Annotated in this window: 24 protein-coding genes and 1 tRNA gene; 18 read left to right on the plus strand and 7 right to left on the minus strand. The window is 56.0% G+C overall.

Annotated features, from left to right (window positions below; genetic code table 11):
- The 10 genes from I2G40_RS01290 to nagA all read left to right on the plus strand — a co-directional run.
- A partial coding sequence (locus tag I2G40_RS01290) for a YhcH/YjgK/YiaL family protein (protein WP_195543931.1) occupies nucleotides 1-442 on the plus strand: 442 nt, incomplete at its 5' end.
- 485 nt (nucleotides 443-927) lie between these two features.
- Nucleotides 928-2,724: a glycoside hydrolase family 35 protein gene (locus I2G40_RS01295; protein ID WP_195543932.1), complete on the plus strand. Its 1,797-nt coding sequence runs from the start codon at nucleotides 928-930 to the stop codon at nucleotides 2,722-2,724.
- Between the two features lie 2 nt (nucleotides 2,725-2,726).
- Nucleotides 2,727-3,191, plus strand: coding sequence for a PTS sugar transporter subunit IIB (locus tag I2G40_RS01300; protein ID WP_006236263.1), 465 nt, complete (start codon nucleotides 2,727-2,729; stop codon nucleotides 3,189-3,191).
- Nucleotides 3,192-3,284: 93 nt separating this feature from the next.
- The gene (locus tag I2G40_RS01305; protein WP_195543933.1) at nucleotides 3,285-4,172 is read left to right on the plus strand and encodes a PTS mannose/fructose/sorbose/N-acetylgalactosamine transporter subunit IIC; all 888 of its coding nucleotides are present in this window, start codon (nucleotides 3,285-3,287) and stop codon (nucleotides 4,170-4,172) included.
- Entirely contained in the window at nucleotides 4,162-5,001 is an 840-nt protein-coding gene (locus I2G40_RS01310; RefSeq protein ID WP_006236265.1) for a PTS system mannose/fructose/sorbose family transporter subunit IID, read from the plus strand. The genes I2G40_RS01305 and I2G40_RS01310 overlap by 11 nt, the downstream gene beginning before the upstream one ends.
- Nucleotides 5,002-5,189: 188 nt before the next feature.
- The gene (locus I2G40_RS01315) at nucleotides 5,190-5,813 is read left to right on the plus strand and encodes a hypothetical protein (protein ID WP_006236267.1); all 624 of its coding nucleotides are present in this window, start codon (nucleotides 5,190-5,192) and stop codon (nucleotides 5,811-5,813) included.
- Between the two features lie 81 nt (nucleotides 5,814-5,894).
- Nucleotides 5,895-6,323 (plus strand): PTS sugar transporter subunit IIA, encoded by a 429-nt coding sequence (locus I2G40_RS01320; RefSeq protein WP_040360084.1) that lies wholly within the window; start codon nucleotides 5,895-5,897, stop codon nucleotides 6,321-6,323.
- An 87-nt stretch (nucleotides 6,324-6,410) separates the two neighbouring features.
- A complete protein-coding gene (locus tag I2G40_RS01325; protein WP_006236269.1) occupies nucleotides 6,411-7,145 on the plus strand; it encodes a GntR family transcriptional regulator in 735 nt (244 codons plus the stop codon).
- Nucleotides 7,146-7,256: 111 nt separating this feature from the next.
- Complete coding sequence (gene agaS / locus I2G40_RS01330; protein ID WP_195543934.1) at nucleotides 7,257-8,423, plus strand: SIS domain-containing protein; 1,167 nt, start codon at nucleotides 7,257-7,259, stop codon at nucleotides 8,421-8,423.
- 116 nt (nucleotides 8,424-8,539) lie between these two features.
- Nucleotides 8,540-9,709, plus strand: a complete 1,170-nt coding sequence (gene nagA / locus I2G40_RS01335; protein ID WP_195543935.1) for an N-acetylglucosamine-6-phosphate deacetylase — start codon at nucleotides 8,540-8,542, stop codon at nucleotides 9,707-9,709.
- Nucleotides 9,710-9,783: 74 nt separating this feature from the next.
- Here nagA and I2G40_RS01340 read toward each other — a convergent pair whose 3' ends face one another.
- Nucleotides 9,784-10,422: a flavodoxin domain-containing protein gene (locus I2G40_RS01340; protein WP_195543936.1), complete on the minus strand. Its 639-nt coding sequence runs from the start codon at nucleotides 10,420-10,422 to the stop codon at nucleotides 9,784-9,786.
- Nucleotides 10,423-10,523: 101 nt separating this feature from the next.
- On the opposite strand from I2G40_RS01340, the gene I2G40_RS01345 reads away from it, so the two are divergent.
- The 3 genes from I2G40_RS01345 to I2G40_RS01355 all read left to right on the plus strand — a co-directional run bounded on the left by I2G40_RS01345 (nucleotide 10,524) and on the right by I2G40_RS01355 (nucleotide 13,071).
- Nucleotides 10,524-11,405, plus strand: a complete 882-nt coding sequence (locus I2G40_RS01345; RefSeq protein WP_195543937.1) for an aldose 1-epimerase family protein — start codon at nucleotides 10,524-10,526, stop codon at nucleotides 11,403-11,405.
- A 59-nt stretch (nucleotides 11,406-11,464) separates the two neighbouring features.
- On the plus strand, nucleotides 11,465-12,400 hold the full coding sequence (locus I2G40_RS01350; protein WP_195543938.1) for a hexose kinase: 936 nt from the start codon (nucleotides 11,465-11,467) through the stop codon (nucleotides 12,398-12,400).
- 197 nt (nucleotides 12,401-12,597) lie between these two features.
- Complete coding sequence (locus I2G40_RS01355; protein WP_117743267.1) at nucleotides 12,598-13,071, plus strand: YhcH/YjgK/YiaL family protein; 474 nt, start codon at nucleotides 12,598-12,600, stop codon at nucleotides 13,069-13,071.
- A gap of 133 nt (nucleotides 13,072-13,204) precedes the next feature.
- Here the strand turns inward: I2G40_RS01355 and I2G40_RS01360 are convergent, their stop codons facing one another.
- Together I2G40_RS01360 and I2G40_RS01365 are read right to left on the minus strand one after the other, a co-directional pair.
- The gene (locus I2G40_RS01360; RefSeq protein WP_195543939.1) at nucleotides 13,205-13,570 is read right to left on the minus strand and encodes a hypothetical protein; all 366 of its coding nucleotides are present in this window, start codon (nucleotides 13,568-13,570) and stop codon (nucleotides 13,205-13,207) included.
- Nucleotides 13,571-13,999: 429 nt separating this feature from the next.
- Nucleotides 14,000-14,075, minus strand: a tRNA-Thr gene (locus I2G40_RS01365).
- Nucleotides 14,076-14,232: 157 nt separating this feature from the next.
- On the opposite strand from I2G40_RS01365, the gene I2G40_RS01370 reads away from it, so the two are divergent.
- The gene (locus I2G40_RS01370) at nucleotides 14,233-14,745 is read left to right on the plus strand and encodes a PTS system mannose/fructose/N-acetylgalactosamine-transporter subunit IIB (RefSeq protein WP_195543940.1); all 513 of its coding nucleotides are present in this window, start codon (nucleotides 14,233-14,235) and stop codon (nucleotides 14,743-14,745) included.
- Between the two features lie 317 nt (nucleotides 14,746-15,062).
- On the opposite strand, the gene I2G40_RS01375 is transcribed toward I2G40_RS01370, so the two are convergent.
- Both I2G40_RS01375 and I2G40_RS01380 read right to left on the minus strand, forming a co-directional pair.
- A complete protein-coding gene (locus tag I2G40_RS01375; protein ID WP_411266840.1) occupies nucleotides 15,063-15,506 on the minus strand; it encodes a transposase in 444 nt (147 codons plus the stop codon).
- Nucleotides 15,485-16,537: an aldose epimerase family protein gene (locus I2G40_RS01380; RefSeq protein ID WP_195543941.1), complete on the minus strand. Its 1,053-nt coding sequence runs from the start codon at nucleotides 16,535-16,537 to the stop codon at nucleotides 15,485-15,487. The genes I2G40_RS01375 and I2G40_RS01380 overlap by 22 nt, the downstream gene beginning before the upstream one ends.
- Nucleotides 16,538-16,742: 205 nt before the next feature.
- Between I2G40_RS01380 and I2G40_RS01385 the strand changes: the two genes are divergently transcribed.
- A complete protein-coding gene (locus tag I2G40_RS01385; RefSeq protein WP_238057382.1) occupies nucleotides 16,743-17,507 on the plus strand; it encodes a DeoR/GlpR family DNA-binding transcription regulator in 765 nt (254 codons plus the stop codon).
- Nucleotides 17,508-17,548: 41 nt separating this feature from the next.
- On the opposite strand, the gene I2G40_RS01390 is transcribed toward I2G40_RS01385, so the two are convergent.
- A complete protein-coding gene (locus I2G40_RS01390) occupies nucleotides 17,549-17,854 on the minus strand; it encodes a type II toxin-antitoxin system RelE/ParE family toxin (RefSeq protein ID WP_138374621.1) in 306 nt (101 codons plus the stop codon).
- On the minus strand, nucleotides 17,844-18,110 hold the full coding sequence (locus I2G40_RS01395) for a type II toxin-antitoxin system Phd/YefM family antitoxin (protein WP_138374620.1): 267 nt from the start codon (nucleotides 18,108-18,110) through the stop codon (nucleotides 17,844-17,846). Before I2G40_RS01395 ends, I2G40_RS01390 begins: the two co-directional genes overlap by 11 nt.
- Nucleotides 18,111-18,841: 731 nt before the next feature.
- On the opposite strand from I2G40_RS01395, the gene dcm reads away from it, so the two are divergent.
- Genes dcm through I2G40_RS01410 form a run of 3 tightly spaced genes read left to right on the plus strand, consistent with a single transcriptional unit; the run spans nucleotide 18,842 to nucleotide 21,556 of the window.
- Nucleotides 18,842-20,014, plus strand: coding sequence for a DNA (cytosine-5-)-methyltransferase (gene dcm, locus I2G40_RS01400; RefSeq protein ID WP_117769896.1), 1,173 nt, complete (start codon nucleotides 18,842-18,844; stop codon nucleotides 20,012-20,014).
- Entirely contained in the window at nucleotides 19,995-21,212 is a 1,218-nt protein-coding gene (locus I2G40_RS01405; RefSeq protein WP_195543942.1) for a type II restriction endonuclease, read from the plus strand. The genes dcm and I2G40_RS01405 overlap by 20 nt, the downstream gene beginning before the upstream one ends.
- A 38-nt stretch (nucleotides 21,213-21,250) precedes the next feature.
- Nucleotides 21,251-21,556, plus strand: coding sequence for a hypothetical protein (locus I2G40_RS01410; RefSeq protein WP_138374619.1), 306 nt, complete (start codon nucleotides 21,251-21,253; stop codon nucleotides 21,554-21,556).
- The last annotated feature ends 13 nt before the right edge of the window (nucleotides 21,557-21,569 follow it).

Raw genomic sequence — 21,569 nt, forward strand, 5'->3', positions numbered from 1 at the left:
GTACCGCGGAATGCTCAAGGGCCTCGATGTGCTGATTGACTGGCTCGAGGAGAACGACCCGGCGCAGCTCGAGGTCGGCAGCCATCCGATTCTGGGCGACAAGGTCTTTGCGAACGTCATGGCTCCCACGACGCGTCCCGAGGCAGAGGCTCACTACGAGACGCATCAGCGCTATCACGACCTGCAGATCGATGTCGAGGGTCGCGAGGCCTTTAAGGTTGCCACGGGCAGCCTGACGCTGGTCCAGGAGTTTGACGAGAAGGACGACTACGATCTGGTCGATTCCGACGCCTCGATCGCCGGCGATCTTGCCGACGACAAGTTCGCGCTGTTCGTTGCCGGCGAGCCTCACATGCCCACACTCGAGTTCCCGGGCGATGGCGCACAGCCGGTCAAGAAGATCTGCTTTAAGCTGCTTGCAGACGCTTACTGGGAGGAGTAACGCGCTGCTCGGCTGAGTTGTTCGCCTGATGGCGTGATTCCCCTAGGGAAATCACGCAAGGACCCCGCCAAATGTGTTTCCCCTAGGGGAATCACGTTTGGCGGGGTTTTATGTTTATGAATAGGGGAACTGAAGCCGTGACGATGCTTGGGTTGGCGCACGCGCACTCAAATCGGCAACAACAAAGTAGATAAGCATTTGAAGAAATGCGATTGAAACATAATGTAACTAGTATGAAATAGTGGATAGCTGGTACATACCACCTTTCAAATATAGAATCGTTAGAAATCTATAGTTAAAAAGTAATTTACCAGCGGGCTTATATTTTGTTCATTAAAGCCGTTCATCGCCATTTCGCTACCGTTTACGGACCACTTCAGATTCTGTCTACATAATTGCGTTAATGCGTCCATAATAGGCAAGGCGTTTAGCCGAGGGCCGAGGAACCGGCATCCGCGTCGTAGAGCACGAAGATCGGGAGTAGCATGCATTCGTTTAAGATCACCAATCAATTCCTACTTGATGATGAGCCGTTCACCATCTTGTCGGGGGCGATTCACTATATGCGTGTTCATCCGAGCGACTGGCACCACTCGCTCTATAACCTTAAGGCTCTTGGGTTTAATACGGTCGAAACGTATGTACCGTGGAATCTTCATGAGCCAAAGCCTGGCGTCTTCGATTTTTCTGGCTCAATCGATTTGGCGGCATTTCTTGATGAGGCAGCATCGCTCGGTCTGTATGCAATTGTTCGGCCCTCTCCGTTTATTTGTGCAGAATGGGAATTTGGCGGCATGCCAGCATGGCTGCTGCGCGAACATGATATGAGGCCGCGTAGCAGCGACCCCAAATTTCTTGCTCACGTTGCGCAGTACTACGACCATCTCATGCCGATACTCGTCTCGCGTCAGATTGACAAGGGCGGAAATATCATCATGATGCAGGTTGAAAACGAGTATGGATCATATTGCGAGGATAAGGACTATCTTCGCGCGATTCGTCGCCTTATGGTCGAGCGTGGGGTTTCCGTGCCCCTTTGTACTTCCGATGGCCCGTGGCGTGGGTGCCTTCGTGCCGGTACGCTCATTGACGATGATGTGTTGTGCACCGGCAACTTTGGTTCTCATGCAAAGGAGAACTTTGAGGCTCTTTCTGCTTTTCACAAGGAGCATGGAAAACAATGGCCTCTTATGTGCATGGAGTTGTGGGACGGCTGGTTCAATCGCTATGGGGAGAACGTCATCAGACGCGATCCCGAAGATCTTGCCTCTTGCGTTCGCGAGGTGCTCGAGCTTGGAGGATCTTTAAACCTCTACATGTTTCATGGAGGCACCAACTTTGGATTTATGAACGGATGTTCTGCACGCCATACGCATGACCTGCACCAGGTGACATCATATGACTACGATGCTCCATTGGACGAACAGGGCAACCCGACCGAGAAATACTTCGCAATTCAAAGGACAGTTCACGAGCTGTATCCCGATATCGCGCAAAGCAAGCCGTTAACAAAAAAGGCGTTTTCCATGCCCGATATTTCGGTGAGTGAGCGCGTAAGTCTCTTTAATGTGCTCGATATTCTTTCGGAGCCGATTGAAGCCCAATATCCTATGCCCATGGAAGAGATGGGTCAGTCGTATGGATATACGTTATATACCACGACTGTCGAGCGTGACCGTGCAGATGAAGAGCGTATTCGGGTTATTGACGCCCGCGACCGCGCTCAGGTGTTTGTGAACGGTGACAAGGTGGCGACGCAGTATCAGGAGCACATCGGGGAAGATATTCACTGCGTTCTTCCCTGTGAACACAACCGCCTGGATGTTCTGACCGAGGATATGGGTCGCGTCAATTATGGTCACAAATTGCTCGCTGATACGCAGCATAAGGGCATTAGGACAGGAGTTTGCGTTGATCTTCACTTTGTTACCGGTTGGGAGATGCGTTGTCTGCCACTCGATAACATCGATAATCTTGATTATTCCGCCGGCTGGGTAGAGGGGCAACCTTCCTTTTATCGCGCAAAGTTTGATATATCTGAGCCGGCTGATACCTTTATCGACACTACGGGTTTTGGAAAGGGTGTGGCATTCGTAAACGGAACGAATGTCGGACGTTTTTGGGATAAGGGTCCCATCATGACGCTCTATGTTCCGCACGGTTTATTACACCCTGGTACCAATGAACTCGTTATGTTCGAAACAGAGGGCGTGTATGATGCGAAAATCTCCCTTCGCTCTGAGCCCGTTATCCGTACACTTGAACAAGAAGGAGTTGAGTAGAAATGATTGTAGGCGCACGAATCGACTTTCGCTTGATTCACGGACAGGTGGCAAACCTCTGGTCTAACGCCCGTCAGGTAAGCCGCTTCATGGTAGTTGACGACGAGGTATCGCAAGATGCTACCCAAAAGCAGGTTCTTCGCATGGCTTGCCCGGCAACTGTGAAGTTGTCCGTGCTTCCTGTCGACAAGGCCGCTGCCAACATCACTGCTGGCAAATATGATGCGCAACGTCTCTTCATTGTTGCGAAAAAGCCTGAGGTCTACGTTCGACTTTTGGAACAAGGTGTTAAGCTTGAGCAGCTCATCGTCGGTAATATGACGACAATGGAGCCGGTCAAGAAGCTGAATCGCAACATTAGTTGCGACCAGGGGGACCTTGACGCATTTGCCAAACTCAAGGCCGATAATCTTCCTATTGTCATTCAGCTGACGCCGCAGGATAACCCAGAGGCTCTCACGCTCTAGTCGAATTAACGCTAGGCCGTGAAGGGGGATGCACGGTTTATATAAGCGTATTGGTATTGTAGAAACTGTTACACCTTAAATAAGGAGTTAACCATGATTGCTTGGTGGCAGATTCTTCTGTTAACCCTGTATGCGGGTTATCAGATTCTGGATGAGCTGAACTGGTACACCTGTGCCGGCTCAGCCGTCTTCTCTGGTATGATTACCGGTTTGATTATGGGTGACCTACAGACTGGCCTGTTTATCGGCGGCAGCATGCAGCTCACCGTCCTGGGCGTTGGTACCTTTGGCGGCGCCTCTCGTATCGATGCCAACTCCGGCACTCTGGTCGCCACGGCCTTTGCCGTGGGCGCGGGCATGAATCCCGAGACGGCTCTTGCCGCTATCGGCGTACCTGTCGCTGCCATTCTCGTTTACACCGATATCGCCGGTCGTTTCGCCAACACGTTCTTCGGTCACATGTGCGATGCCGATATCGAGAAGATGAACTGGGGCGCCTACAACGTACACTACTTGCTCGGTGCCGTTTCCTGGATGTTGTCCCGCATGATTCCGGTCTTCCTGGCTCTCGCATTTGGCCAGGGCTTGGTCGAGGGCATCACCACCGCCCTTAACGGCGACTTGAAGTGGCTGGGTGACGGTCTGTCTGTTGCTGGCGGTGCCTTGCCCGCCGTTGGCTTCGCCATCCTGCTCCGTTACCTGCCGGTCAAAAAGCACGTCGCCTACCTGCTGCTCGGCTTTGTAGTCGCCGCCCTGTTTGGTACGGCCTTCACGAGCATCATGAACCTCAACGCCAACATCGTCGCTGTGAACGGTGCGCTTGGTAAGGGCGCCGTGGATATGGTCGGTATGTTCAATAACATGTCGATGCTGGCGATCGCTATTATTGGCTTTGCTCTGTCTTTGCTGTACTACAAGAACAACCAGCGTCCCGTCGCTGCTGCTGGCGCTGCGGAGGGAGACGACGACGATGAGCTCTAATGAGAAACTCGCCAATGGCACCACTGGCTACAAGATTACCAAGGACGACCTTGCGCAGATCAACCGTCGTAACCTGCTTGGTTTCCAGGATGGTTGGAACTACGAGCGCATGCAACACTCTGGTTATCTCTGGATTATCCTGCCCACGCTGCGCAAGCTGTACGGTGACGGCACGCCGGAGCTAAAAGAAGCCTGCCGCGCCCAGTGCGCACCGTTCTTCAACACCTCAAACTTCCTCAACACGATCATCACCGGTATCGATTTGGCGATTGAGGAAGAGGAGGGCATTGAGGGCCTCGAGGCTGTTGCCGGTCTCAAGACTGGTCTCATGGGACCGCTGGCTTCCATCGGCGATTCCATCTTCGGTTCGCTGCTCCCGACCATTTTTGGCGCCCTGGCTGCCAATATGGCCATGAACGGCAACCCCTTGGGTATCTTCATCTGGGTCGCCGTTAACATCCTTGTTGACTGGTTCCGCTGCAAGCAGACCCACATGGCCTATGAGCAGGGTATGAAGCTCGTCACCACCATGAGCGACCGCCTGAACGCGTTGACCGACGCGGCCTCCGTAATGGGTGTCTTTATGGTCGGTGCCCTGGTCGCAACCAATGTCGGTATCGTCATTGCAGCGAAGCCTGTTATCGGTGGCGTTACCGTTGACTTGCAGAATATCTGCAATATGATTTGCCCCAAGCTGGTTCCTGCCGCGCTCGTCGGCTTCGTATACTGGCTCCTTGGTAAGAAGGGCATGACCTCGACGAAGGCTATCTTTATCGTCTTGGTTCTGTCCATTGCCTTGGGTGCATTCGGTATCATTTGCAAGGGCTAAGTACCCCATATTGTCGCGACATTTGATCCTCAATTAAGATGTGGCGCACACCTCCAAGGCGACTTTATCGCCATATCCCCTGGAGTGTGCGCCTCTTTTGTTTTGTCGGACACCGCTGTTCATAGGCGGTTATGCAGTCATCGTGTTCGATTAATTCATTAAGGCTGCCTTGAAGGGAATATAGTGCAATGCCATTTTGGATTGTCCTGTTCATTTGTGTTGTCGTGGCTTATTTCGCTGTGACCGAAGGAGCGAAAAAATACTTCGATATGAAATTGCAGGTATTGTTTAACTTGGGCTTATACCAAGATTGCATAGACCTGCTCGATCGCAAACTAGCGCGTATAGTAATGTCTACGTATAAGCAGTATTACCTTCGTTTCACTATCTACGAAGCTGCTGATATGGACGCATATGCAGATCGAATGCTTGACCACTTGCTGGAGATGTCGTGCAGCGATAAGCAACGTCGACAGCTTGCGGTTCGCGCCTTTAATTTCTATATCAAGACGGGTGACCGCAAGCGGGCGGCGTCCATGTTGGAAGAGATGCGTCCCGTCGTGTCGAAGGGTATTTTGGCGGACAGTCAATTGACCTACGACATAGTCTTTCGCCGTCGGCATGATAAGATCGATGAGATGGAAGCCATGCTAGATACGAACGACCTTGGGTTACGCGGAAAGCTCTATCTGCTGCTCTCATATCAATATGAGAGTAGCGGGAACAAGAGCGAAGCACGTAGATATCGCAACCTTGAAAAGCAGCTTAGAGACGCTCACAGACCTCCCACGATAAAACAAAATACTCACTAAACTTTAATGATGCAGTGGTCGTAAGAGCCCTTTTGAGGGGTTCTATGGCTAGAGAAAGCGAACGGTAGAAAGGTAGATAGAATGATTGGATTTGTACTAACTGGTCACGGTCAGTTTGCACCTGGTTTGAAAAGCGCTGTGGATATGGTCGCCGGCGAACAGCCTAATTTTGAGGTAGTTCCTTTTGCGGGCTCGGAGGCGGTTACTTTTGGTGATGATTTGCGAACCTGCATCGCCAAGATGCGTCAAGCTTGTGATGGCGTATTGGTGTTTGTTGATTTGCTTGGCGGTACTCCGTTCAATCAAGCTATCCCAATGACGACTGAGCTCGATAACGTGACCGTTGTCACCGGAACAAATCTACCTATGTTGGTGGAGCTCGTTATGACGCGTGCGTTTGGAGACCCAACGCTTGATGAACTTGCCGAACGCGCACGGGTCGTTGGTCGTGAGGGAGTCGATCTCAAGAAACTCGAGAGTGCTGACATTGACGAAGACGATGAGATGTAGTGTCGCTATTAGCCCATTTATTGGACATGTTGGTGCGTTACCTGAAGGCTGAAGTATTGGTCAATTGCTCATTACGTGGAGAATATCATGACGTGCACGAGGCACAGACAACCGCTATATGACCAGCTCGTAGATATTCTGATCGAAAAAATTGATCATGAATATCAGCCAGGTGATTTGATTCCGTCCGAACGTGAGCTTGCCGAACGTTTCGGGCTTTCGCGGTCGACTGTCCGGCTTGCAATTCAGGAACTTGAGTATCTTGGTCGGATTGTGCGAAAACAAGGTCGCGGTACGTTTGTTGCCGATCGACTAGCTCAAGCAACAAATCTTACCCAATCGTACAGTTTTACTGAACAGATGAAAGCGATGGGCCGGCTGCCAGAAACAACCATCTTAGAGTTCTGTGAAATGGAAGCAGATAAAACGCTCTCGATGCAAATGGGGATTCATTTGGGTGAAAAGGTATTAAAACTCAAACGTTTACGAATGGCAGATGGTATACCTATGATGGTTGAGCGTAGCTATCTTCCAGCAAGGCTCTTTATTTCACTCAAGCGTCCTCTACTCGAACAAAAGCCCCTTTACGATGTTATTGAGCAGGATTATCAGCAGAAAATTCGAGTAGCGGATGAGGAGTTCTCTGCGGGTATAGCACGTCCATGTGACGCTCGGCTTCTAGGTATTGGTGAGGGTGCGCCAGTTCTGGACATAGTCCGAACTACTCACAACACCCAAAATGATGTTGTCGAGTTCACGCTTTCGGTGGCTCGTGCGGACAAGTTCAAGTACAGAATCTCTCACTATCGAGATACTTTGTGATCGGATACGAGTGCCAACGAAAGAAAAACAGCCTATGACTACTACCCGATTTAACTTTTCAGATTAAGTCTTTGTATATCAGACAATTTAGTAAAGAAAGAGGTATTAGAAATGTTCGAGAAGAGTGTCGAGGAGCTTACCGAGCTCGGCGCCCAGATCACCACGGCCGAGATTGCTCAGCAGCCCGAGCTTTGGCGTGATACGCTCAACATCTATCGCGAGAACAAGGAGGCCATCGAGGCCTTCCTGGCCGAGGCTCGCGCTATGGGTGAGGGTCGTCTGTCCGTTGTCTTCACCGGTGCCGGTACGTCCGACTACGTTGGCGATACCTGCGCCCCGTACCTGCGTCACGCTGGCAACACTGATCTCTACGACTTTAAGCCCATCGCCACGACCGACATCGTGAGCGCCCCGCGCGACTTCCTGCGCGCCGAGGATCCCACGCTCGTGGTTTCCTTTGCCCGTTCTGGCAACAGCCCCGAGAGCCTTGCCGCCGTTGCCGTTGCCAAGGAGCTCGTCCACAACGTCAAGTTCCTCAACATCACCTGCGCTCCTGAGGGCAAGCTCGCCGTCGAGTCTGCCGATGATCCCAATGCGCTGACGCTGCTCATTCCGCGCGCCAACGACAAGGGCTTCGCCATGACTGGCTCTTATTCCTGCATGACCCTGCTCTCCACCCTTATTTTCGACACTGCCTCTGACGAGCAGAAGGCCGAGTGGGTCGAGACGATTGCCAAGATGGGCGAGGAGGTCATCTCTCGTGAGTCTGAGATCGCCGATTACCTGGCTGGCGACTTCAACCGCGTGACCTACTTGGGTTCTGGCTCCTTTGGTGGCCTTGCCCAGGAGAGCCAGCTCAAGATCCTCGAGCTCGCTCACGGTCTGGTCGCTACTTCCTACGATACCTCCATGGGCTATCGTCACGGACCCAAGTCCTTCGTCGACGATAAGACGCTCGTCTTCGTGTTCGTCAACAACGACGCCTACACCCGTCAGTACGACATCGACATCCTCAACGAGATCGGTGGCGACGAAATCGCTCAGCACACCATCGCCGTTCAGCAGGAAGGTGCTACCGTCTATGAGGGTGAGTCCTTCACCTTTAAGGGCTACGAAGCGCTTCCCGAGGGCTACCTCGCTCTGCCGTTCGTGATGTTTGCCCAGGCCATCAGCCTGCTCAACTCCGTGCGCGTGGGCAACACGCCCGATACGCCGAGCCCCACCGGCACGGTCAACCGCGTGGTCAAGGGCGTGACGATTCACCCCTTCACCGCTTAATCGCGTCCCTCTGTAAGGGCGCCCGTCCGCTCATAACGGCGGGCGGGCGCTTTTTGTTTTACCTGAGCTGGGTATAGCATCACCACAGTCAACTGCTTTAGAAGCAAGGAGTGCATATGAGCACGTACGCAATTAAGGCTGACAAGTTCTTCTTGCCGGCAGGCCCGCAACTGGGCGGCTATCTTATGGTCGAGGATGGCGTCTTTGGCGCCTGGCAGGCCGACGAGCCCTCTTGCGAGATTAAGGACTACACGGGGTCGTGGATCGCACCGGGCATGGTCGACACCCACATCCACGGCTTCTACAACCACTCAACTACCGATAATGATCCCGTGGGCATCGATATCAGCTCGACCGAGCTCGCCCGTCGCGGTACCACCAGCTGGCTGCCCACGACGTTCACCGATGGCGTCGAGCAGATCAAGGACGCCTGCGCCGCCATCGCTCAGGCGGACGAGGGTCGCGGCCCCGACTTCTGCGGTGCTCGCATTCAGGGCATCTACCTGGAGGGCCCCTTCTTTACCATGAAGCACGTGGGCGCGCAGAACCCCGCTTATCTTATCGATCCTTCCGAGGAGGTTTTCGATCAGTGGCAGGAGGCTGCGGGTGGTCGCATCGTCAAGAGCGCCATGGCGGCCGAGCGCGACGGTGCCGCTGCTTATGCGGCTGCTCTGAACGCCAAGGGTGTGGTGACCAGCATCGGTCACTCCGACGCCACCTACGATGAGTGCATCGCCGCCATCAACGCCGGTGCCAGCTGCTTTACGCATACCTATAACGGCCAGCGCGGGCTGCATCACCGTGAGCCCGGTGTCGTGGGTGCTGCCATGTCCACGCCCGAGACCTACGCCGAGATCATCTGTGACGGCAAGCACGTAAACCCTGCCGCCATCAAGGCGCTGCTGCAGGCAAAGGGCTGGCAACACACGGTACTCATCACCGACTGCCTTGGCTGCGGCGGTATGCCCGAGGGCAGCTACACCAGTGGCGGCATGGACGTCATCATGAAGGACAACCTATGCTGGCTCGCCGACGGCAAGAGCATTGCCGGCTCGGTGCTCACGCTTGCCCAGGGCGTCAAGAACATCGTCGACTGGGGCATCGCCAGCGCCGATATCGCCATTCGCATGGCAACCGAGGTGCCGGCACGCTCCGCGCACATCGAGGATAAGTGCGGCAGCATCATGCCTGGTCGCGACGCCGACTTTGTCGTGTTCGACCATGAGCTCACCCTCGTCGAGACGTATGTTGGCGGTCAGAGCGTCGGCAACGCCTTTACCGAGTAACGAGAGAAAAAACGGCGGGTCCGAATCTGCTCGGACCCGCCGTATGGGTTAAACGCTCAAAAGCACCTTAACAGTTACAGCTTGTTAGCGATCTTCTTTGCCGTGCGCTTGACGCCGGCCACAAGACCTCCCGCAGGATGCTCCTTTTTGTAGGCTAGACGCTTCTCGCGCTTGGCGCACTCTTCGACGATGATGTCGCCATACTTGTCTTCGACCTTGTCGAAGAAGTCGACGGCGCCCTTAATTTCCTCAGCGGTCGGGTGCCCCTTTTGGACACCGCCGGCGAGTTTGAATGGTCCCCACGTATCAAAGCCGGGGCAGCCGTAGACGCCCATAAAGATGGCCTGCCTCATGCGGCAGATACCATCGATATCCTTGCTGTACCACTTGTTTTTGCCACCGTAGGTCATAAGGCCAAACACCTTGTCCTGCGGCTGCAGCACGTTAGTGAGCACACGTGCCATATCCTTGTCGATCTCGGAGTAATAAATGCCCGTGGCGACGCCGATCAGATGGTATTCGTGCAGGTCGGGGTACTCGTTTTTACCGAGTGACTTCACGTCGAGGGTATCGATTTCGGGGTGTGCCTCAACGATGGCGTCCACGAGCTTTTTCGTATTGCCGTGGTGGCGTGAGGCATAGAGGATGATGGTTCGAATAAGAAGGCCTTTCAGCTGTAATTGCTTCAATGTCTGTATGGTACCCCGTTGCATGGCTGGGATACCGGACGCATCGATGAACGTGCGGGTTTGTCCTTTGGTCAGGGCCGAGACAGGTACTTGCGAGCAAAAGCAGTTGTTCGAAAGGATGGGCAATGGAATACGCTCTCTCCAACGATTCGATTTCTATTAAGGTGTCCACGGCCGGCGGCTCGTTTACCTCGATTGAGGCCGACGGTCGCGAGTATTTGTGGCAGGGCGATCCCGCCGTGTGGTCCGGCCAGGCGCCGATTTGCTTCCCGATTTGCGGAGGCTTGCGTGACAACAACGCCATGACGTTTGCCGGGCATCATGTAAAGCTCGCTCGCCACGGGTTTGCGCGCAAACAGGAGTGGAAGCTGCTGAGCCAGAGCGAGAACGAGCTGGCGATGTGCCTGGATTCGGAGGATAACGCGGCGCTGCTGAGCGATTATCCCTACCCGTTTAAGCTTGTCGCCCGCTATGCGCTTGAGGACGCTGCCGTGCGCGTTTCCTATGAGGTGACCAACGAGGGCACCGAGGACATGCCGTTCTTTATCGGCGGTCATCCCGGCTTTAGGTGTCCGCTCGATGAGGGCGAGGCCTATACGGACTACGAACTGCGCTTTGAGAAAGACGAGGCTGCGGAGCTTTGCACCGCTGTCCCTTCGACTGGCTTGATTGACGTTACCAACCGCTCCAAGAACCCCATGGTGGGAAAGACGCTGCCTCTGTCGCATGAGCTCTTCGATTTTGCGGAGACCGTCTTTGACGTGCTCGAGAGCCGTCAGGTCACGCTTTCCAAAAAGGGCGAGGACAAGGGCGTCCGCCTGAGCTTTGAGGGCTTCCCATATCTCATTGTGTGGAGCAAGCCCGAGGGCGATTTTGTGGCGGTTGAGCCCTGGGGCGGCCTTTCGACCTGCTCCGATGAGGACGACGTGCTTGAGCATAAGCGCGGCTGCCTTGTCGCCAAGCCCAAGGAGACCGTCGTTCGCTCGTTCACGATTGAGATTCTGTAATTCCGTTTTGTCGACTCGTATCGCGAGGCACAAGGAGCCTGCGAGATAAGGAGCTAAAAATGATCCTCACCGTTACGATGAACCCGTCTGTTGATACGCGCTATCAGCTCGATGAGCTCGTTATCGACGACGTCAACCGTGTGACGCCCGAAAAGACCGCCGGCGGCAAGGGCCTCAACGTGGCCCGTGTGCTGGGTCAGCTGGGCGACGACGTTGTGGCAACCGGTTTGCTCGGCGGCCACATGGGCGCCTACATGGCTGAGCTCATGGACGCCAACGGTATTAACAACGACTTTGTGCCCATCAAGGGCGAGACTCGCATTTGCCTCAACATCCTCCACGCCGGCAACCAGACCGAGCTGCTCGAGAGCGGCCCGACAATTGCCCCCGAGGAGCTCGATGCCTTTACCGCCAAGTTTACTGAGCTTGCGGGCAAGGCCGACGTTGTCACCATTTCGGGTTCTCTGCCCCGCGGTGTCGAGGCAGGCTACTATGCCAAGATCACGGGCATTGCCGAGAACGCCGGAGCCAAGGTGCTGCTCGATACCTCGGGTGCTTCGCTCGAGGCCGCCCTTAAGTCCGAAATTAAACCCGAGCTGGTCAAGCCTAACCTGACCGAGATCAACGGCCTTCTGGGCACGAGCTTTACCACCGACGATGTGGACGAGCTCCGCGCCGCGCTCGCCTCTGATGCCCGCTTCTCCGATATCCCCTGGGTCGTCGTGTCCATGGGCGCTGCCGGCTCCGTTGGCTTCCACAATGGCCGTGCGTTCCGCGCAAAGACGCCCGATATCCCTGCCGTTAACGCTACGGGCTCTGGCGATTCGACCATTGCCGGCTTCGCACATGCGATTGCTGCCGGCGCCGACGACGAGACGGTGCTGCGTACCGCCAACACCTGCGGCAAGCTCAATGCCATGGATCCCATGACCGGCCATCTAGTCATGGACCGTTGGGACGAGGTCTACAACGGCGTTGTCGTGACCGAGCTGTAAGGGCTTGGGCGTCGGTCCCGGCATCGCTTGCTAGCTCATGTCGACGACAAGTGCGATAGCATTATGTCGGGGCGCGACGCCGACGTTGTCGTGTTCAATCCCGACCTTACCCTGGTCGAGACGTATGTGGGCGGCAACAGCTTTGGTAATGCGTTTATCGAGTAGCCGCCAAAGAAACGATCCGAGAGGGGATTTAGATGATTTACGGTGCATTGGGCGATATCGAGGAATACCGCGGAATGCTCAAGGGCCTCGATGTGCTGATTGACTGGCTCGAGGAGAACGACCCGGCGCAGCTCGAGGTCGGCAGCCATCCGATTCTGGGCGACAAGGTCTATGCGAACGTCATGGCTCCCACGACGCGTCCCGAGGCAGAGGCTCACTACGAGACGCATCAGCGCTATCACGACCTGCAGATCGATGTCGAGGGTCGCGAGGCCTTTAAGGTTGCCACGGGCAGCCTGACGCTGGTCCAGGAGTTTGACGAGAAGGACGACTACGATCTGGTCGATTCCGACGCCTCGATCGCCGGCGATCTTGCCGACGACAAGTTCGCGCTGTTCGTTGCCGGCGAGCCTCACATGCCCACACTCGAGTTCCCGGGCGATGGCGCACAGCCGGTCAAGAAGATCTGCTTTAAGCTGCTTGCAGACGCTTACTGGGAGGAGTAGCGAACTGCTCGGCTGAGTTGTTCGCCTGATGGCGTGATTCCCCTAGAGAAATCACGCTACGACCCCGCCAAGCGTGTTTTCCCTAGGGGAATCACGTTTGGCGGGGTTTTCTGTTTTTGAATAGGGAAGCTGTTTATTTGCGAAGAACATCGGCTAGCCGCAGGATTGAAATCATCGACCGATAAGTGAGTTCCACTTTTTCGCCCGCAAGCAGTCGTTTCGATTGAATCTCATCCAGCCCCACAAGCCGAGAGAACAACGAACTGCTCATCGTGCCCTCGTCAATTGATTCCCTTATGGTCTTCAAAACGTCCGTATCATGAAGCGATGCCGAGCTGTAGGGGGCAACACGAGCGGAACTCTCAATTAACGACGAGACAAAAGGATGGAGATGCTTTGGACATAGTCCATCAAACACCACATCCCCATTGTCGTTCGAGCCGACCAGGCGCCAAGTATAATGATCGACCCAGTCATCTCCGTCATATATGGCGTCCATGAGCAACTTCCCGTCTAGAGAGAGAAATCTATTTGGACATCGGGGCGCAAGACCGCAATCCATATCGGGCCTGCAGCAGCTCCAACCCAACGCACCACATAGGTTCCCTTTCGTACATGTGTATCAATCTGCCCCGAAATGCCGGTGAATGCAATTCCAGACCCGTTTGTCGGATAGCAATCGACGTATTTTTGTTTTCCGCTCACAACCTTGTATAGATATATCGTTCCAGCAAAAGAGAAGGTATCGTGGCTATTTTAAATCTATATGGCCAATTCGAGCCCTCACCATGGCAATTGTTGCAGCTGGGTTTCTTTTCATTAAAATTTCACTTTGGTAAATCCCCGCCCCCTAAGCATTAAATCCGAAGTCCACCGAGTGGGCGAATCGGCAACAAAAAAGCCGCCCGAAGGCGGCTATCTTGTGCAATGGAGCCAGCGACCGGGCTCGAACCGGTGACCCCCGCTTTACGAGAGCGGTGCTCTACCAACTGAGCTACGCTGGCGGCCATGTGGTGACGCAACTGAGGCGTCAACGGCTGTCTATGATACGGGACATCGCACATCCGTGCAAGTGTTCTGACGGCTTTTCTCACTTTAAATGCACTAATATTGGAGACGTGATGTCTCGCTCTTACGAGTCTCAAACAGAATGGGACTGCCATGGCTCAACCCAAGATCCTTCTCACGCGTATCGATGACCGGTTTATTTACGGGCAAGACGTTGAGCTGTGGAACGAGGCTATGGGTTCCAACCTCGTCCTAATCGTCAACGACGAGATTGCGGCGGATTCGCGCAAGTGGGCGCCTATGAGGGTCGCGGCGCCCGAGGGCGTGTGGACGCGGTTTTTCTCGGTGCAAAGGACCATCGACATCATTCATACCGCAACGTCGCGCCAATGGATTCTCATCATGGTGGCGTCGCCCGCGGATGCGCTCGCGCTGGTCAAGGGCGGTGTGCCCATTACCAAGATCAGTATCGGTCACATGCAAGCAGGGGAGGGCAAGCGTCCCGCGACGCCCACAGTTGCCGTAGACGACACAGACGTCGCCGCCTTCAAAGAGCTGCAAGAACTCGGCATAGAGCTAGAAATCCGCTCCCTCCCCAGCTCCAATTCCGACCCCATTCAACTAGTCGTTGGGGACACCCTTGGCACTTGGGGACGTTCCTTTTAATATGAGCAGGACATTGTCAAGAGGCAAAATCGGGCCTGGCCCCAACGATGTGGGGTCAGGCCCCCTCCCTATATCAGCCCGTCCGCGGCGACCTCGGCGTGTCTTACCGACGCTCGTCTTTGCAGTTTAATATCCGCCCGCGGCGATCTCTCGCCGGGCAATCCGTTGCTACGGCTGAGGCTTCTACGTCGAACCGACAGTCTGTGCACGCGTGTGGCGCCCTGGGCGCTCGCAGAAAAGGGACCTGAGGTTCGCCTCAACGGCTTCGGATACAACCGCTTCCGGGGTGACTGGCTTATGTGCGGGGGAACGCCCCCCTACGCCTCCTCGGCCATGAGGCCGACCGCCCACACCCAGCAGGCGAGCTCGCGCGCCGTGGCCACGTTCGCCTTGTTGTTGTGGACCCCGCGCGCGAGCAGGGCCTCGCGCCTCTCGACCAGCCTCCGCACGCCCTTGGCGGCATGCCTGCGGGCGCCCGGGTCCGGGGCCTGGCCCCTGGCGGGCTCCTTCGGCCGCCCCGAGCACGTCAGGTAGTGCCACGCGGCCTCGACCAGAGCCTTCCTCAGGTGCTTGTTGCCGGCCTTGGTGATCGCGCCCCTGCGGTCGCTCTCCCCGCTGGAGTGCTCGGAGGGCGTCAGGCCGACCCACGCCGCGAACGAGCGGGCGTTCGACTGGATAGAAAAACGCCCGTCGGCGGTGTGCCGGCGGGCGCTGTTGTGCGATATGTCGCGTTGTGGGCTTAGTGCCTCATAAAATGGTATTCGATCACATTGCTGTAGGGGTGACCCGGGCCCACAATGCCCTGTGGGAACAGCGGCTGGTGCGGCGTGTCGGGGTACATCTCGGCCTCGAGGGCAAAGCCGGCGCCCCAGCCATAGTTGGCATCGTCCTTGGCGTGCTCGTCGCCCAGCCAGTTGCCGGTGTAGAGCTGCACGCCCGGTGCGGTGGTGTAGTAGTCCAGCTCGCGACCGGCCCACATCTCCTCGACGTGCATCGCGCGGCGCAGGTTGCGACCGTACTGATAGCCATCGATGCACAGGCAGTGGTCGTAGCCACGGGCCTGCTTAATCTGCGGGTCGTCGGCCTCCATGCCAGGCGCGACGGGACGCAGCTCGCGAAAGTCAAACGGCGTGCCTTCGACCGGAGCGATCTCGCCGGTTGGAATGTTCTGGTCATCAATGGGCAGGTAGTGGGCAGCGTTGGCAACAAAGAAGTGTTCGCAGTCCATGCCGGCGTTATGGCCGGCAAGGTTAAAGTACGTGTGGTTGGTCATGGACACGTAGGTGGCGCGGTCGCTCTCGCAGCCATACTCGACACGAAAGACGCCGGTGCGCGTCACGGTAAACACGGCCGTAAAGGTGCGGTTGCCGGGGAGACCAATCTCGCCATCCTTAAGCGAGGTGGTCATGCGCACGGCGTTGTGGACCTCGTCGAGTTCAACATCCCATACGCGCTTGTGCAGACCATGCTCAAGATCGCTGTGCAGGTTGTTGGCGCCTTCGTTGGCCGGCATATGCCAGTCCGTGCCGTCAATGGTGATCGTGGCACCCGCAGTGCGGTTGGCCACAGGGCCGATGGTCGCGCCAAAGCAGGCGGGGTTGTCAAAGTAATCCTCGAGCTTATCGAAGCCCAGCACCACATCGCGCACGTTGCCAGGGATGTCGGGCACATCGATGCCAAGCACGGTGGCGCCATAGTCCATAATGCGAACGCAGATCTCGGGCCCGTTGAGGGTGTAACGATGAACGGGAGTGCCGCACGGCGCGGTGCCGAAAAGCTCGGAAGTGATCATTTGGTTCCTAACATCGAGGTATTTCGGACAAACTGTAGCGCGAACAGGCGAGATTATCACTACACCCCACTAAAGCAGGGGTATTTTTCTCAAAAAAGTGATGATTGGAACTGTGCGGGCGTTCATTTTTGACGGGTACGAGTCTGATACAATTTGTTCGTTACTGTTTGAATGATATGCGCGCAAAGAACGGCGAGGATTCATCGTGATTAAGGCAGAGCGACAGGATAAGGTTCGTCAGCTGCTCGAAGAGCAGGGCACGGTCTCGGTCAAGGAGATTTCGGATGCACTGGGCGTCTCGGATATGACGATCCGCCGCGATCTTGAGGAGCTTGCGAGCCTAGGCGAGATCGAGCGCGTGCACGGCGGAGCACGCAGTGCACAGGGCCGTCCCCACGCGATGTTGCGCCATGAGTATTCGCACAGCGAAAAGCGCACCAAGCATGCCGAGGAAAAGCTGCAGATTGCGCGCCGTGCCGTGGAGCTTATCGAGGAAGGCTCGACCATCTTTTTGGGTACGGGCACTACGGTGGAGCAGATGGCCTCGATGCTGCCGGCGTTTCGCCTGCGCATCGTGACTAATTCGCTTTCGGTGTTTAGCCTGCTCGAGGCGCGCGAAGACTGTGATTTGTGCCTCGTGGGCGGTATGTACCGTCGCCGCACCGCCGCTTTTGTGGGGCCAACGGCCGAGGATACCCTGCGGGCATTGGGCATCGATGCGGCGTTTATCGGTGCCAACGGTATCTTGGACGGTGACGTATCTACGTCCAACATGGACGAGGGCCGTATCCAGCAGCTCGCCTTTAGCAAGGCAGACTCGCGCTACCTGATTGCCGATTCCAGTAAAATCGGCAAGCGCGACTTCTACACCTTCTGCCGCCTGGACAGCTTGGACGCCGTGGTGTGCGAACCGGGTATCGCCGCCGAGGACCGCGCCGCCATCGAGGAGCACACGCAGATCATTTGCTAGCTATCGCTGCGGGAGATCGGACCAAGTATTCAGTTTGTGGGCTAGACCAGGCGGCCGTAGTCCTGTGACTGATGAAAGACATGGGCGATATAGATCGTATCGCGCTCAAACTTGTAAAGACACACGTATTTGTTGACGGTAAACGATCGATAATTGCGTGCCGCCAGCTCTCGTATGTGGGAGAGGGGCCGTAGGAGCGGCTGCTCGCGAAGCAGATCAAGCTGATATTCAAACTCAGCAACAAAATTGCCTGCTGCACGTGGGTTCATAAGGATTTGAGCAAGGTATCTGACAATAGCCTCGTATTCATATTGTGCGCTTTCGAGTATTACGACGTTATAGGCCATATTTGTCTCGTATCGCGGTCGCGAAGGAGTCGTAGTCGCTGTAGTCGCCTTGCGATATCTCGTCTTCTGCCAACATCATACGAGACAGCAGCTTGGCTTTGGCGATTTCGTCTTGCATGAGACGATACTGGTCGCTGCTGATGCAGTGCATGGCCTCATAGCCGTTCTTAGTTACGGTGACGTCGCGCTCGGACTCAACAAGCGCGGTAAATGCAGCGGTGTCCTTCATGTCTCGGACGGGCACACAGGTGGGCATAGGTACCTCCTTTGCGTTGGGACACAATTGTACCACGCCTTGACAAGAATTCGGTACCGTCAAATTGTCTCAATCTGTAACGGGTGGGTGTGATCGGAGAGTCTGAGGGTCTTTATGGGTGGAGCAAACGGCGTGACATGCGCTGTTGAATCCGTACGCCCGCTTGCGTTTTCGAGTGAAGAGGCAGCAAAGTTGATTGGCGTAAGCGCGAAGACCCTTGCAAATTGGCGCTGTCCTAGTAAGGGGCCGGAGTACATTCGCCTCGGCAAATCCTCGCGATCCCATGTTCTTTATTGTTACGATGATCATGAGGCTTGGCTGCACTCTCTGCGCCAGCAGGCCAAGGTAAATTGATTGATAGCTGTTGGGCGCGGACAATATCGTTTGGACGGGTATAGCATGGTTCCATGCTCCGCGTTGCTAATTGCGCCGCTGCGTCATTTGTGAAATGGAATGATTGATGATGGAGAGGCGTGAGGTTCTCGGCTTGCCGCTTTTCACTTGGACTAATGACTGCGGCGGCAGAAAAATGTCCTGGCGAACGACTATCGTATAGAACGCAGCGGTGGTTAGATGGGTCTTCGCGGTTTGAGTGGTACATGGATTGTCGGATGTGGGAGACGTGAGAAACCCATGGTTTGGGGCAAGGTTGCTATTCTGACGAGTTTATCTCTTCATCCCTGTGGCAAAATGAGGACATATTGTCCTGTTATCTATCCAGAAGGTGCGTCATGCAATTATCAGCAGATGAGGTAAAGGCCAAGAGACAGGAGCTCGGCTTGACTCAGAAGGAATTCGCCGCTGCCCTAGGCATGGGCCCCAACGGCGAGCGAACGGTGCGCCGCTGGGAGGCAGGCGAAACAAGGCCCACCGCAGCCGAGTCGAAGTACATCTCCACCCTCGGCCATCGCGCCCCCTTTGCACCCGCAGGGGAGGGGAAGCCTGCCTTCACCTTCATCGACCTGTTCGCGGGCATCGGCGGGATCCGCATGCCGTTCCAGGAGCTGGGCGGCAGGTGCGTCTTCTCCTGCGAGTGGGATAAGTTTGCGCAGAAGACCTACCGCATGAACTACGGCGAAACCCCGGCGGGGGACATCCGTGAGGTCGCCGCTTCAGACATCCCCGACTTCGACGTGCTGCTCGCTGGCTTTCCATGCCAGCCGTTCTCGCTTGCGGGTGTGTCCAAGAAGCGCTCCCTTGGTCGCGCTACGGGCTTCGAAGACAAGACGCAGGGCACGCTCTTCTTCGAGGTTGCACGCATCCTGAACGAGAAGCGCCCGAAGGCGTTCCTGCTCGAGAACGTGAAGAATCTGATCAGTCACGACAGGGGCAGAACGTTCGACGTCATCATGCAGGTCCTCCAGGACGAGCTCGGTTACCACGTTCACTACAAGGTTCTGGACTCCAAGGGTTGGACATGCCAGCACCGCGAGCGCATCTACATTGTTGGCTTTCGCGACGATGTGGAGTTCTCTTGGGACGACCTCGACTGCCCGAACAGTGGTCAGAAAGCCGCGGAGATTCTGGAGGAGGATGCGGACGCGAGGTACGTGCTCTCCGACAAGCTGTGGTCATATTTGAAAGCATACAAGGCCAAGCACGAGGCCGCCGGCAACGGGTTCGGCTACGGTCTTATCACTCCATCGGACACCACGAGGACGCTCTCCGCACGCTATCATAAGGACGGTAGTGAGATCTTGGTCTCGCGCGGCGAGGGCGAGAACCCCCGTAAGCTGACCCCTAGAGAGTGCGCGCGCTTGCAGGGATTTCCCGACCGGTTCATAATCCCGGTCTCCGACACACAGGCCTACCGCCAGTTCGGCAATTCGGTGACGGTCCCTGTAATACGGTCGGTGGCCAAGCTCATGATGGGAGCGTGTCAGGATGGATTACGGGGCGCTTAGCAGCTACTTCGACGGCGCGGTCTCGAAGACCCTCGCGGACGTCGATATCGACGCAGGTAGGAGTAATCAGCACGAGTTCAACGGCACGCTGCCGCTGAGGTCGCTGTTCGGTGACGACGACATCCGCGACATCCGCACCACGTTCGCCTACATGTGCGACGAGGCGGAGCCGGAGATGTGCGACGGGACCGTGACTTGGTACGATGCGCGCCGCAAACATCCCACGAGAACCGAGTACCGTCTCTACTACAAGGACAACCCCGCCATCAGGCAGGCATCCGCTGGCGACCTCATGGTGGTCGCCAACTCCGATGACCTCGGGCTGCTCATCATCTTCGCTAAAAAAGGCTCGACCATCGAGTCGCAGCTGAGGTGGCTGTTCGGCTTCGAGGAGCCCGACCGCTCGGGCTATGCCGTATCAAAGGGCGAGCGCAACCGTATCGGTGCGGTGGCCTCGCGCATCCTCGGCATGATTGGTATCGAGACGCGCGCTCCCTTGAGCGCGGATATCTACTTGGACGATATGGTCAAGAGGTTTGGACATACGTTTCCGAAGGGCATCGACTTTACGGAGTACTCCATCTCAACCCTTGAAGGTCTCGACTGGGCGGATGACCCCGATCGAAGCCTGCTCGCGTGCTACGAGCGCGAGGAATTGCTGTTCAAGGTGTTTGAGCGCCATCTGCTTGAGAGAGACCTTGCGCCCTATTTGAACGGCCAGCTCGACGTCGACGGCATTCTGAAGACCACCATGTCGACCTTCCAGCGCAGGAAGTCCCGCGCGGGCACAGCGTTCGAGCACCAGCTTGAGTTCCTGTTCAAGGGTAGGGGAATCCGATACTCCGCACAGCCCTACACCGAGGGAAAGTCGAAGCCGGACTTCATTTTTCCGTCAATCGAGTGCTACCGGGATGAGGGGTTCCCCTCCTCGAGCCTTACGATGCTCGGTGCGAAGACGACCATCAAGGAGCGCTGGAGGCAGGTGCTCGAGGAGGCGAACCGCATCGAGCGTAAGCACCTTATCACGCTGGAGCCCGCCGTGAGCGTGGACTACACGAACGCCATGCGTGACAGCAAGCTCCAGCTCGTCATCCCCTCCCAGCTTTTCCCCACCTACACGCCTTCACAGCAAGGATGGCTCATGGATGTGGGAGGCTTCTGCGAGATGGTCGAGGAGAGGCAACGGGTACTTGACTAGGCCGCGACAATAAGAGCGTTGAGGCGGCGCGCAAGCGCATGACCATCCTGAAGGGCTCCGAAAAGATTGTGGCATCGCTCAATCAGTTCGGCGTTGTCCGGCGCGTGAGGCGGGGGCACTACGTGATTGCAGAGCCCATCGAACTGAATGACGAGCTTACGCGGTTTTTGGTCTTTGCCGACATGCTGGTAAACCGGTCGAGTTACCGGACGTTCCTGGAACTGCAGGACGTGGCCGAGTTGTTTCCGTTCGCGTGCCGTGTGAGCAAGGAGGGACTTGTGGCTGACGAGCGGTTCGAGGTGAACAACTTCGGCGGGGAGTTCTCGGTGGGGATACGGGAGTAGGAGAGTACAGGTC

Source organism: Collinsella aerofaciens (assembly GCF_015558785.1).
Lineage (GTDB): Bacteria > Actinomycetota > Coriobacteriia > Coriobacteriales > Coriobacteriaceae > Collinsella > Collinsella aerofaciens_P.